This window comes from Prevotella sp. HUN102, assembly GCF_000688375.1.
In the GTDB taxonomy this organism is placed as follows: Bacteria; Bacteroidota; Bacteroidia; order Bacteroidales; family Bacteroidaceae; genus Prevotella.
In genome coordinates, this window is record NZ_JIAF01000001.1 from 554,187 (window position 1) to 567,370 (window position 13,184).

9 protein-coding genes are annotated in these 13,184 nt (G+C 46.2%); 2 read left to right on the plus strand and 7 right to left on the minus strand.

The window, feature by feature from the left end; all coding sequences use genetic code 11:
- Complete coding sequence (pheT, locus tag P150_RS0102530) at nt 1-2,469, minus strand: phenylalanine--tRNA ligase subunit beta (protein WP_028896353.1); 2,469 nt, start codon at nt 2,467-2,469, stop codon at nt 1-3.
- 882 nt (nt 2,470-3,351) lie between these two features.
- Here pheT and P150_RS0102545 point away from each other — a divergent pair.
- Complete coding sequence (locus tag P150_RS0102545; RefSeq protein ID WP_028896354.1) at nt 3,352-4,233, plus strand: neutral zinc metallopeptidase; 882 nt, start codon at nt 3,352-3,354, stop codon at nt 4,231-4,233.
- A gap of 152 nt (nt 4,234-4,385) precedes the next feature.
- On the opposite strand, the gene dnaB is transcribed toward P150_RS0102545, so the two are convergent.
- A complete protein-coding gene (dnaB, locus tag P150_RS0102550; protein WP_028896355.1) occupies nt 4,386-5,930 on the minus strand; it encodes a replicative DNA helicase in 1,545 nt (514 codons plus the stop codon).
- 89 nt (nt 5,931-6,019) lie between these two features.
- On the opposite strand from dnaB, the gene ispE reads away from it, so the two are divergent.
- Nucleotides 6,020-6,853: a 4-(cytidine 5'-diphospho)-2-C-methyl-D-erythritol kinase gene (gene ispE / locus P150_RS0102555; RefSeq protein WP_028896356.1), complete on the plus strand. Its 834-nt coding sequence runs from the start codon at nt 6,020-6,022 to the stop codon at nt 6,851-6,853.
- Between the two features lie 44 nt (nt 6,854-6,897).
- Here ispE and P150_RS0102560 read toward each other — a convergent pair whose 3' ends face one another.
- The 5 genes from P150_RS0102560 to P150_RS0102580 all read right to left on the minus strand — a co-directional run bounded on the left by P150_RS0102560 (nt 6,898) and on the right by P150_RS0102580 (nt 13,044).
- Complete coding sequence (locus P150_RS0102560; RefSeq protein ID WP_028896357.1) at nt 6,898-8,253, minus strand: zinc ribbon domain-containing protein; 1,356 nt, start codon at nt 8,251-8,253, stop codon at nt 6,898-6,900.
- A 46-nt stretch (nt 8,254-8,299) separates the two neighbouring features.
- A complete protein-coding gene (locus tag P150_RS0102565; protein WP_028896358.1) occupies nt 8,300-9,016 on the minus strand; it encodes a glycoside hydrolase family 25 protein in 717 nt (238 codons plus the stop codon).
- Between the two features lie 778 nt (nt 9,017-9,794).
- On the minus strand, nt 9,795-11,156 hold the full coding sequence (gene hisS / locus P150_RS0102570) for a histidine--tRNA ligase (protein WP_028896359.1): 1,362 nt from the start codon (nt 11,154-11,156) through the stop codon (nt 9,795-9,797).
- 120 nt (nt 11,157-11,276) lie between these two features.
- Nucleotides 11,277-12,557 carry an adenylosuccinate synthase gene (locus P150_RS0102575; protein ID WP_028896360.1) on the minus strand — a complete coding sequence of 427 codons (1,281 nt, stop codon included), beginning with the start codon at nt 12,555-12,557 and terminating at the stop codon, nt 11,277-11,279.
- Complete coding sequence (locus tag P150_RS0102580) at nt 12,544-13,044, minus strand: Fur family transcriptional regulator (RefSeq protein WP_028896361.1); 501 nt, start codon at nt 13,042-13,044, stop codon at nt 12,544-12,546. The genes P150_RS0102575 and P150_RS0102580 overlap by 14 nt, the downstream gene beginning before the upstream one ends.
- Between the last annotated feature and the right edge of the window lie 140 nt (nt 13,045-13,184).

The window sequence follows — 13,184 nt, forward strand, 5'->3', positions numbered from 1 at the left end:
TTAGCGGAGTTCTGCTCCGAGTTTATTTGTTAAATTTTTAATTAATTTCTGCATAATGGCGTCGATAGCCTTGTCGTTCAGGGTCTTGCTCTCGTCCTGAAGAATGAAGTTCACGGCATAGCTCTTCTTACCTTCAGGCAGATTCTTGCCCTCGTAAACGTCGAAAAGCTCCACCTTCTTCAGCAGTTTCTTCTCGCTCTCACGTGCAATCTGCTCTATCTGTGCAAATTCCACATTGGAATCGAGCAGCAATGCGAGGTCGCGGCTGACGCTTGGATACTTGGATATCTCTTCAAACTGAAGATTGTTCTTGCGAACGGCCTTCATCAAGCCCGTCCAGTTCAGCTCAGCATAGTAAACCGGCTGTGCAATATCCATCTTCTTGAGCAGTTTATGGCTCAAGATACCCATCTCGACAACCACCTTTCCGGCACGGGTCTTCAGTGCCAAAGCCTTGTCGAAGATGTTATTATCAGATGATTCTGCAACTATCATTCCCTGTGCCACACCGATACGGCGGAGAATATTCTCCACGTGAGCCTTCAGTTCATAGAAAGTGCTGTCTTCGTTGGCGTGCGCCCAAGAGCCTTCAACACGCTTGCCGGTTACCCAAAGTCCCAAGTGGTAAGTCTGATTGTAGGCCTTGATAGGACTTTCCTCGCTCCACTTCTCCTGTTCGTACTTATAGGTGTTGCCCATCTCAAAGAACTTCAGGTTCTGTGCCTTGCGGTTCACATTTCTCCTGATGCTCTCCAGACCACCGAAGAGCAATGTCTGGCGCATAACGCCCAAATCGCTCGACAACGGATTCATCAGTTTTACGGTCTGTTCCCAAGGATAAGCGTTCAGCTCCGTCCCTTCATAGTAAGACGATGCCGTGAGCGAATTGTTCAGAATCTCGTTGAAACCTGCGCCAACAAGCTGCTCGCTGATGATATCTTCCTTATGATGGTTCTTGTCTGCTTCTTCAGCAATGGTGAGAGACGACTTCAAGGTAGTCGGAATCTCCACATTATTATATCCATAGATACGCAGAATATCCTCCACAACATCACACGCACGCTGAACATCCACACGATAGGGAGGAACGATGAGGTCGAGCCCTTCGGCATCTTCCTTCACTATTTCCATTTCAAGACTCTGTGCAATGCTCTTGATGGTTTCGGCACCGAGCTGCTTACCAATCAAACGATCGGCATATTCATAGTTCAGACGAACGGGGAAGCCTTCCATCTTCGTGGGATATTCGTCACGGATTTCCATACTTACCTTCGCACCGGCCAATTCCTTACAAAGGATTGCAGCCTGCTTCAGGGCGTAGATAGTGCCGTTAGGGTCGATACCACGCTCGAAACGGAAGCTGGCATCGGTGGACAAACCGTGGCGGCGGGCACTCTTGCGAATCCACGTGGGATGGAAATAAGCACTCTCCAAAATCACGTCCTTCGTATTTTCGTAAGTGCCGCTGCCCTTTCCACCGAACACACCTGCGATACACATCGGTTCTTCGGCGTTGCAGATAGCCAGGTCGTGCTCTCCGAGCGTGTGTTCCTCGCCATCGAGCGTAACGAACTTCTTACCTTCGTTCTTGTCTTTCACGATAATCTGTCTGCCTGTTACCATATCTGCATCGAAGCAGTGCATCGGCTGTCCGTAGGCCATCATCACGTAGTTCGTAATATCCACAATATTGTTGATAGGACGAACGCCGATAATATTCAACTTATCCTTCAACCACTTCGGACTTTCCTTTACCTCACAGCCGGTTACGCTCAAGCAGGCATAACGACGGCACGCTTCTGCATTCTCTATCTTAACATCAATTTCAAGATCGTGATTATCTACAACAAACTTATCGCAATCCGGGCGGTGCAATGAAGTTTCATAGCCATTCTGTTTCAGCCACGCATAGAGGTCGCGGGCTACTCCATAGTGGCTCAAAGCGTCGGCACGGTTGGCAGTTATGTCTATTTCCAAGAGCCAGTCGCTGTCCAACTGATAGTATTCGGCTGCCGGCATACCCACCTGAGCATCTTCCGGCAAAACGATGATACCGTCGTGGCTCGTGCCCACACCGATTTCGTCCTCGGCACAAATCATACCCAAGCTCTCAACGCCTCTGAGTTTGCTCTTCTTGATTGTGAAGCTCTCTTCGCCGTCGTAAAGCACGCAGCCCAAATCTGCCACGATTACCTTCTGCCCGGCTGCCACATTGGCCGCGCCGCAAACAATCTGCTGCGGCTCGCCTTTGCCCAAATCAACGGTGGTAACGTGAAGATGGTCTGAGTTCGGGTGCATCTCGCAGGTAAGCACCTTTCCCACGAAAAGCCCCTTGAGTCCACCACGAATCGTTTCCACTTCCTCCACGCTTCCGACTTCAAGTCCTGTGGATGTCAGCGCAGCCGCCAAATCCTGTGGAGTGAGGTCGAAATCCACGTATTCCTTAAGCCATTTGTATGAAATATTCATTTATCTTGATATTTTATTTATTTCAAATTTATGAGAGTTTACTATAAAGTAACGTGCAAAATTAATAAATTTTATCGATATGCCCAAATCTTAATCTACCTAATTAATACAGGCAGATGCAATTATAGGTTCGTTGGATTTGCATCCGTTTTCCAACTGTCTTTCCTACCGGCGAAGAATCCTTGATGGGCTTAGCAAAACCTTTCATCTGCCGCCTGCTTTCGGAATAAGTCTATTGGACAATGAATCTATAAGTTTAATAATTCAGGGATAAATACATTGATAATCAAATTGTTTAACCATTTCTTTTCAATTCTTCTCGAAGCTCAGTCGTAATCTTCTCGCCCGTATATTCGTCTGTTGCCATATTATAATGAAATCCGATTTATCAACAAATCGGATGGGATTCTGCATCAGCCGTTCAGCAGAACAATTATCACGCTCGAGAAAGAGAAACAAACACGTTTTGCAAGTATGCGAAGAATGCACTGCAATATTCGCAAAAACGCAACGCAAACGTGCGAAGATTGCAGCGCATTCTTCGCACGTTTGAAACCAAGGAATATAACCATTGATTATCAATCACTTACAAAACCAACAACAACCACGGCACAGTTTCATTCCAAACTTATGTATGAAAAAATCCGACGAACCGGAAACCTCTGCCTCGTTCTGCATCTGTCTGTTTTCTCTTACTGCCTGATTTTCATATATTTTCTGCAAACTCATCATCAGATTTCATAAATTTGATTCTATCGGAAAATTATAAATATTTTCACATTAGGCAAAGACTTTTAGCAAATATCATTTTTTTATTTTATCTTTGCAACATATTTATATAGACAAAAGACTATTAACAGATAAAAATCAAGCAGAAAGAATATGAGACTTACAGGACGCAGACAAAGCAGCAACGTTGAGGACAGACGTGGAATGAGCACCGGTGCGAAAGCTGGCATCGGAGGAATTGGCGGTATCATCCTCATTGCAGTGATGACGCTTCTCGGTGGTGGCAACATCGGCGACGTAGTTACACAGGTGGTTCAGCAGCAGATGCAGGGACAAGTACAGGAAAAGACCAACGGCAAAACCGAATTTACGACTGAAGAACAGGAACTTGCCGAATTTTCAAAGACTATTCTTGCAGGCACGGAAGACGTGTGGGTGCAGCAGTTTCAGGAGAACGGAATGCAGTATCAGTTCCCTACCCTCGTGCTCTTCACGGGTGCTGTGAATACGGCTTGTGGAAATGGGTCGGCAGCAATGGGTCCGTTCTATTGCAGCGGCGACCAAAAGCTCTACATCGACCTCAGTTTCTTCTCAAGTATGAGAAAGCAGCTCAACATTGAGGCCAAGGGCGACCTCGACTTTGCCTACGCCTACGTGATTGCGCACGAGGTAGGCCACCACGTGGAGTATCTCCGCGGAATTCTCGGAAAAGCACACGCAAAGATGGCTCGCTTGGATAAGACAGAAGCAAACAAAATCAGCGTCAAGCTCGAGTTGCTCGCAGACTACTACGCAGGCTGTTGGGCACACTACGACAACGAGAAATACCAGAGTCTTTCGGACGGCGATCTCGAAGAAGCCATCGACTGCGCCGAAAAGATTGGCGACAATTACTTGCAGGAAAAAGCACAAGGCTACTCGCAGCCCGAAAGTTTCACGCACGGTACGTCTGAACAGCGTATGTACTGGCTGAAGAAGGGCATTGAAACGGGCAACTGGAACACTACGACCTTCGCTCCGGGCGAATTGGACTAAGGAGCATTCCATCCTCAAACCTGTTCTTTCGCCATCTTATGCCTATGGCTTCGGGCTGATTGCTAAGGCATACGCCAGATTGAACACCATAGAAAAAGACCATATCTCGTCCTTTGGGAACAGAGATATGGTCTTTTTGGTATGTCAATATCTTAGAACGGAGGGCGTTCCGTGCCGGGAGGAGGCAACGGTCCGTCGTCGAAACCGGGTGGAGGAGGCAGTATGTCGGGGCCGTTCATCTTACTTCCGACAATCTCGCCTCCCATATCAAACGGACTGGGAAGCCCTGAATCATCTGGATTTGCAAACCTTGTGAACTCTCCTCTAAAGTTCAACAGCACGTCGCCGGTTGCACCTTTACGGTGTTTCGCAATGATAATCTGCGCCATACCGCGAAGGTCGTTGCCCTTTTCATCCTGATAGATGTGATAATACTCCGGACGATGCACGAAGAGAACCATATCGGCATCCTGCTCAATGGCTCCGGATTCGCGCAAATCGCTCAACTGCGGCCGCTTTCCCTCGATGCCGTCGCGCTGCTCAACGGTACGATTCAACTGCGAAAGTGCCAGAACGGGGATGTTCAGTTCCTTTGCCAATCCCTTCAGCGAACGGCTGATGGTGGACACTTCTTCCTGTCGGCTGCTGAATCGCATACCGTTTGCGTTCATCAACTGGAGGTAGTCAATCATCAGCACCTTGATTCCGTGCTCCCTTACCAGTCGTCTGGCTTTCGTTCGTAACTCGAACACCGACAATCCGGGCGTGTCGTCCACGTAAACGGGTGCTCCGTCCATCTTACGGATGTTCGTATCGAAACGTTCCCATTCGTCGGGTGTGAGCTGACCGTTCAGAATCTTGCTGCCGGGAATGGAACAAACGTTGGAAATCAAACGATTGACCAACTGCACGTTGTTCATTTCAAGAGAGAAGAATGCAATCGGCGTCTGATAGTCTATCGCAATGTTCTTGACCAAACTCAAGGCAAACGAGGTCTTACCCATCGCCGGGCGGCCGGCAATAATCACCAAGTCGGAAGGCTGCCAACCGGCAGTTATCTCGTCGAGTTTGTAATATCCGGTCGGAACACCGGTCAGTCCTCCGTCGTTCTGCGATGCCTTGAGGAGAATCTCGTGCGCCTGCTTCACCACGGTGTCTATCTGAACGTAGTCTTGCGCCATATTCTTCTGCGAAAGCTCGAACAGGCTTCCTTCGGCGCGCTGCATCAGCTCATCGACATCGACCGTCTCGTCGAACGCATCTGTTTCAATCATTGAGGCAAAGTGTATCAACTGGCGCGCCAGAGACTTTTGCGCAAGGATTCGCGCGTGGTATTCTATGTTGGCAGATGATGCCACCTGCGAAGTGAGTTCGGCAATATAAGCCGGCCCGCCTACGTCGGCGAGCGTTGCCTTACGCCTCAACTCCTCCGTAACGGTCATCATATCCACAGGGTTTTCCTGAAAATTCAGCGACTGGATGGCTTCATAGACTTTCTGATGGCGAGGTTCGTAGAACGTTTCAGGGCGCAATATCTCTGAAACAACGGTAAATGCGTCCTTATCGACCATCAATGCGCCCAGAACCACACGTTCAATATCCGTGGCCTGTGGCTGCAAGTGTCCGAATGAGGTGTCAATAGGAGCCGACTGTCGTCTTCTGCTATTTCTTGTAGTGGTGGTATTCTTTTCTGCCATAACGCTACAAATTTACAAAAAAGTTTTCAACTCGGGCGTTTTATCATTCAAGTTTTTCTATCTTTGCACTACATAAAATTACATACGATATGATTACTTATCCCTGTTGCAAAATCAATCTCGGACTGAACGTAGTGAGCAAACGCGAAGACGGCTATCATAATCTGGAAACGGTGTTCTATCCCATCCCACTCTGTGATGTATTGGAAATCAAAGAAGTAGACAACGCATCGCATTCCCTGTGTACATTGCAGATGGAAGGAAACGAGTTGGACTGCAACGCACAGGACAATCTCATTGTGAAGGCCTACAACCTAATAGCCAAAGACTATAAACTGCCCTCTGTAAAGGTGTCGCTCGAAAAGCGAATACCGTCGCAAGCTGGACTGGGTGGTGGTTCGTCGGATGCCGCTTTTATGATAAAGTTGCTCAATGCGCAGTTCAATCTGAATATATCCATAGCTCAAATGGAGGACTATGCAGCCAGACTCGGCGCAGACTGCGCATTCTTTATTCAGGGAAAACAGACTTTTGCCACCGGCATCGGAAACATTTTCACACCACTGAATACGGACAAAGACCTTCTCAAAGGCTGTTACATAGCTATCGTGAAACCTGATATTCCCATCCCAACCTCCGAGGCTTTCAGAAACATCAAGCCTCAACACCCGGCTATTTCCTGCGAAAAGGCAATTCTCGAACCGATAGAGGACTGGAAGAATATGCTGAGCAACGACTTCGAGAACTCTATATTCGGGCTTCATCCTGAATTGCCTGCAATCAAGAACAAGTTATATGAACTGGGAGCGACATACGCACAGATGTCGGGAAGTGGAAGTTCGGTATTCGGAATATTCAAGAATGAACCTGAAAACTTGAAGCAATGCTTCGATGGAGCATTTACCTTCACAGCCAAACTCTAAGAAAAACAAAAACGGAGCAGCTTGTGCTGTTCCGTTTCTTTATGTTACCAAGATATCGAAGTTATCTTTCCGTTCTGTAAAGTTGCATTAATCGTTTTATTTACTTTCGGACTTGTACCGTCTTTCTTGCTATATGCTATAAAGCCATTAATCGAAATTTTCAATGCAGAACTGCCGTCCTCCTTTTTCTCTACCGTAACATTTGCCGATTCTTTGTTGAGATTCCAAATCGCCTGACTCACATCTGCCTTGTAGAGGTCGATACGGATATAGTCCATTACGTTTTTGGCTGTCGCGCCCGCTGCTCCTTTGAAGCTGAAAGTTTCTGCCACTTCTGCCTTAATCTTGTCTGCACTGCGGCTGTTGATACCCACGAGGAAATTCCGTACTGCCGAAACTGCCTTCGACTTGTCTTCAGAACTTGCCTCGGCAGGCAATGATGCCTCTGCCATATCCTTCAGTTTCTCTTCTGCTTCAGCCTTGTGCTTACCGTATTTCTGCTGCTCCACGAACAGGCAGTAATCAAGATACGACTTCTCCGTATCTTCGGCAGTAGCGTTTGCCCACGCAATCTCATCCATCTTGTCGAGGATTTCGTTCTTCTTATCCGAATCAGGATTCTTAGCCAAATATGCACGGTATGCCTCTATCGTGTTCTGAGCCTCGACCTTGGAGAGTTCGTCGTCTCCCTGCGTCAGGGTGGCAATGGCATTCTGCAAGGTTTCCTTCTGTTCAGCCGAAGCGTTCGGATGTTCCTTCAGGTATTTCAGAATCAGTTCAACGTCATTGCTCTTCAAAGCTACTGAATATTCGTCTGCCGCTTGGTCTGCCAGAAGCCCTTTATTATAGAAGAACAGGAAGATTACACCTATCAGCACTGCCAACAGCAATGATACCAGCAGCGCAATATGATTGTTCTTCTTTGTTTCTTCGCTTGTAGCGTCGCTTATTTCTGCATCGTCATCGACTTCGGCATCAACAAAAATCTCTTTTTCCTTTTCCGACTCAACAACTTCTTCCAACTCAACGGCTTGCAGAACTTCATCGTCTGTTTCCGAAACATCCGCCGCCACTTCAGCACCGTGCATCGCTGCCGCCTCAACTACCGTCGTATCAGCCTCAGCCAGAGAAGCATCTGCACTGGATTCATTATCCATTACGATTGCTTCGGCTGAAGATTCGTCAGCCTTTTCGGTATTCTCCAATCTGTCTTCTGCAATATTTTCCGAACCGGTCAATTCAGAATAATGACAATTCGGGCAGGATGTTTCAACATTGAGATAAGTTTCGCCACAGTTGGAACATTTAACCAAATGTCCTGCTATCTCCACTCCACAATGTGGGCACAATGGTGCCTTGTCGCTAATCTGATGTCCACATTCTGGGCACTTAATAATCATAACTCTATTAAAATTATATTTTGGAATCTATATTATTATCAGGTTATCAGTTTCTTCGTCGCTTGGGGAATTTTATCTCCCTCATACTGTGCCGTCCCATCAATCGGCTCTTATCCACGTAGCCTTTCACGCCTCTGATTTTTCCCTTACCGGTATATTGCCAAGCGTAGATGTCTCTGCCATCGCTCAACACGGGTTCCGCATCGGAGTATTGGGCAATAAACAACTTATAGCCATCCAGACAGCCACCTGCCAAATGTTTATTGTAGAAATTGGTATAGGTATAGACCAAAGGCTTCACTCCGTACTCAGCAGTTACCAGTTCGAGGAACTTCGTGAGGCTGTCGCGCAGGGCATAACTGCTCAGACCGCCGTTGGTTTCGATGTCAATCATCGGAATCAAGTCCTGATCCTGCGGACGGCACTGCGCACGAAAGTTGCGCAACTGCAACACCTGCGGCACCGTTGGTCTGTAAAAATGGTACGAACCCACGTTCATACCGTGTCTCTGCGCAGCCTGAATATTCTCATAATATCGCTTGTCGATATAATCTCTTCCCTCAGTCGCCTTCAGATAAACGTAATTCATCTTGTGATTACTGTTCTCTGCCACCTGTTCCCACCATACATCGCCCTGATAATGGCTCATATCCAGACCGTGAACGTGTGAACACGTATCTTCACACTGTATCGTATATTGTGCCTTTGCAGCAACAACGGCAAACGCACAGGCACAAATCAAAAGGAGTCGTTTTATCATCATACTTGCAAAGTTACTATTTTAAATCCACATATTAGTGTTTATTTAAACTTAGAAAAAATATTTAGCACTTTTTAGATAGCGTTCTGAAGCCGTAAAAAGGCACACGCTCAAAATACTGATAGAACAGAAGCCGCGCTGCTGACTGAAACTGCATTCGTTGAATCTTTATTGCCACGCATCGGCATTGCATCATTTCCATTCCGAACGCTCTGAATATTCTTTACAAAAGGCTCTCCATAACTCGCTTATTTTGAACAAAAGAGTTTTATTTTTCAAATACGCGAATTTTGACTGTGCATCCGTAAGCATCTATATTGCAACTATCTATGTTTGTCCATCAATTTTTGTGCATTAATTTCTCAATAATTATTTCTGATATAGATGAATAAATCCGACTTTCCGACCTCATTTCGCACATTATTCATCGCATTTTCGGATTGTGTCCGTGCGATAAACGCTTTGCATTCTTCGCAAGAATGCAAAGCAAACTTCGGTAGTTTGCTATCAGAAATTGCGAACAATGGATTTCAATCTTCAAAATATGCTTCCATTTTCTCTGTATTGCTGAAAAAATACGAGTGTTTTTCAGGATAATATTTTTACAAAAATATTGGAATCAGGATTAATGAACGAAGGAGGCAAGGAAACAAATTAGCAAGGATATTAAGTTGAAAAGAGGAAAGTTTAGAAGTAGGTTTATTCGCCACTCATAGTTTAGGGCAAAAGAAAAGGGAACGCATTTGCGCTCCCTTTCGTCTTTTTTGTAAATTGAAAATTTCTACTTGATTTTCTCCAAAAGCTCCTCCAGAGTTACCAGCAACTGTTCGCCGGTTGCCATTATCTTCAGAGTAATCTTGCCCTGCTCCATTTCATTGTCGCCTGCAAGCGCGACGAAAGGAATGTTCTTCGCATTGGCGTACGCCATCTGCTTCTTCATCTTCACGGAATCGGGGAAAATCTCAGTCCTGATATTGGCAAGACGGGCTTTGGAAACGATTGGCAAAACATAGTCGGTTTCCTTTTCTCCGAAGTTGATGAACAACAGTTGAGTGCCCTGCACGCTTTCCTTGGGATATAAATCCAATGCGTTCAACACGTCATAGATTCTGTCTGCACCGAAACTGATGCCTACTCCGGAAAGTCCCGGCATACCGAAGATGCCCGTAAGATTGTCGTAACGGCCGCCACCGGTAATAGAACCGATTGCAACGTCGAGTGCCTTCACTTCAAAAATGGCACCGGTATAATAATTCAGACCTCTCGCCAAAGTTAAATCAAGCTGAATTTCATTGTTCAGGGCTGTCTTCTTCAAGGCATCAAGAATGTATCTTGTCTCTTCAACGCCTTTCAGACCTGTTTCGCTTTCAGACAACACGCTTGCGATGGTCTCGAGTTTCTCGTCGTTCGTTCCTTCCAACTTGAAGATTGGCTGCAATTTTTCGATGCCTTCCTTGGATATTCCTTCCTTTTCAAGCTCTTCGTTCACGCTTTCCAGACCAATCTTGTCGAGCTTGTCGATAGCCGTTGTAATCTGAACTATCTTGTCTTGCTCGCCCATTACCTCCGCCAGACCGGTAAGAATCTTACGATTGTTGATTTTTATCTGCACACGCACACCGAACTTAGTGAACACCGTGTCTATAATCTGCATCAGCTCTACTTCATTGAGCAGCGATTCGGAGCCAACCACGTCGGCGTCGCACTGATAGAACTCACGGTAACGGCCTTTCTGTGGTCGGTCTGCGCGCCAGACAGGCTGAATCTGGTAACGCTTGAAAGGCAACTGCAACTCTTCACGGTGCATTACAACATACCGTGCAAACGGTACCGTGAGGTCGTAGCGCAGTCCTTTCTCGGAAAGTTTTGTCTGGAGCTTCAGCGTGTTGCGACCAACGAGTTCCTCATCTGTGCATCCTTTGAGGAAATCTCCCGAATTAAGTATCTTGAAAAGCAGTTTATCGCCCTCTTCGCCATATTTTCCCATCAGCGTCTGAAGGGTTTCCATAGCCGGAGTTTCTATCTGCTGGAAGCCATAAAGTGCATAAACTTCCTTTATCGTGTCGAATATATAATTTCTTTTTGCCATCTCCACCGATCCGAAATCTCTCGTACCCTTTGGGATGGATGGTTTATTTGCCATAGCCTTTTATTTTAATGGACGGAAAGACAAGTGAAGTAGTGAACCAATAAACTACCGACTTGGACTTCAAGTAATTTACTTGCTCACCCCCACTTACCTGTCTTCGCATTATTTTTATACTTATCTGTTTCTTTCAATCGTCTGTGCTCTGTCCGGACCTATCGAGATTACGCCAATCTTTGTTTCAAGGAAGTTCTCTATAAAGGCCACATACTCCTTAAATTCCTGCGGGAACTGCTCTTCGCTTGTGAAGCCGGTCATATCTGTTTTCCAACCTTTGAACTCCTTATAAACAGGCTTTACATCGATAATCTCGTATGGCAGTTCCTCAGTAATTGTTCCGTCAGGCAGTTCGTATGCGACACAAGCCTTGATGGTATCGAAATCATCGAGCACATCGCTCTTCATCATAATCAGCTCCGTTACGCCGTTTATCATTATGGAATAGCGCAGTTGAATGAGATCCACCCATCCACAGCGACGCTCTCTGCCGGTTACTGCACCGTATTCGTGGCCGAGATCGCGGAGTTTCTCGCCTGTCTCGTCGAACAGTTCTGTCGGGAACGGACCGAAACCGACACGTGTGCAGTATGCTTTCATAATGCCATAGACGTTTCCTATCTTATTCGGACCGATGCCCAGACCAGTACAAGCACCTGCTGATATGGTGTTTGAAGAAGTTACGAACGGATAAGAACCGAAATCAACATCGAGCATTGTGCCCTGAGCACCCTCGCAAAGCAGGTTCTTTCCATCACGGAGAATATGATTTATCTCGTGTTCGGAATCCACAAAACGGAAGTTCTTCATATATTCGATGCCTTCCAGCCACGTTTTCTCCACTTCCTCGAAGCCGTCAAAGTCTGTCCAACCCATCGAAGCCAGCATCTTCAGGTGGCGTTCCTTGTGCTGTGCGTATTTTTCCTCGAAGTTTTCGAGAATGTCGCCCACACGAAGACCGTTCCTACTGGTTTTATCCGTATAGGCAGGACCGATTCCCTTGCCGGTAGTTCCCACCTTTCCATCGCCCTTTGCAGCTTCCAACGCACGGTCGAGCACACGGTGTGTCGGCATAATAAGGTGTGCTTTCTTAGAGATATAAAGCCTTTCAGACAATGGATGCCCGCTCTTTTCCAAGTCCTTTGCCTCTCCCATAAAGAGATCCGGAGCCAATACCACGCCGTTTCCGATGATATTTACCTTGCCTCCTTGGAATATTCCCGACGGAATAGAGCGCAACACATATTTCTGACCTTCGAACTCCAAAGTGTGACCAGCGTTAGGACCACCCTGAAAACGTGCTATCACATCGTAGCGTGGAGTCAATACATCAACTATCTTTCCCTTGCCTTCGTCTCCCCATTGCAGTCCTAAGAGGACATCAACCTTACCTGTTTTCATTAGCTTTATCTTGTTTCTGTTTCAACTTGTTGCGTTCCCTCGACATCTTCGCCTGACAGCGGGAGCATACACCGTAGATGTATAGCGAGAAACCGTCTTTCCTGAATCGCTGAAATTTGGTATTGGCTATAGCATCGGTTATTTCCACTGCCTCTATCTCTGTAACGGCACCACATACCGTACAAATCTGATGTATGTGATCCTCGTTGTTGTAGCAGGCTTCGTATTTAGTCTGCCCGATGAAACGATGACGCACAACCAAACGCAGCTCTATGAAAAGCCGCATCGTATTATACAGGGTGGCTCTTGACACTCTGAAATTTGAATTTTCCAACGCCAAGCTCAGCTCGTCGAGCGAGAAATGCCCTTGCATATCATAGACAGCGTCGAGAATAGCAAACCTTTCAGATGTCTTTCGATGATTGTTCATCTCAAGATATCCGTCAAGAATATCCCTTACCTTTTCTTTGACTATATTTTTAGTCACTGTTGTCTGATTAAATTTCCCACAAAGTTAAATATTTTTAAGAACAAAATCCAAATAAGAAGTAGAAAAAAAAGTTAAATAAAAGGATTGGAAAGCAAGTAACCGAAGAAATAAGCTAACGCTTTGGAAAGACGCCTACC

Excerpts from the sequence above, each read along its gene's own strand:
- pheT (WP_028896353.1), bottom strand. The coding sequence starts at position 2,469 with ATGAATATTTCATACAAATGGCTTAAGGAATACGTGGATTTCGACCTC.
- P150_RS0102545 (WP_028896354.1), top strand. The coding sequence starts at position 3,352 with ATGAGACTTACAGGACGCAGACAAAGCAGCAACGTTGAGGACAGACGT.
- dnaB (WP_028896355.1), bottom strand. The coding sequence starts at position 5,930 with ATGGCAGAAAAGAATACCACCACTACAAGAAATAGCAGAAGACGACAG.
- ispE (WP_028896356.1), top strand. The coding sequence starts at position 6,020 with ATGATTACTTATCCCTGTTGCAAAATCAATCTCGGACTGAACGTAGTG.
- P150_RS0102560 (WP_028896357.1), bottom strand. The coding sequence starts at position 8,253 with ATGATTATTAAGTGCCCAGAATGTGGACATCAGATTAGCGACAAGGCA.
- P150_RS0102565 (WP_028896358.1), bottom strand. The coding sequence starts at position 9,016 with ATGATGATAAAACGACTCCTTTTGATTTGTGCCTGTGCGTTTGCCGTT.
- hisS (WP_028896359.1), bottom strand. The coding sequence starts at position 11,156 with ATGGCAAATAAACCATCCATCCCAAAGGGTACGAGAGATTTCGGATCG.
- P150_RS0102575 (WP_028896360.1), bottom strand. The coding sequence starts at position 12,557 with ATGAAAACAGGTAAGGTTGATGTCCTCTTAGGACTGCAATGGGGAGAC.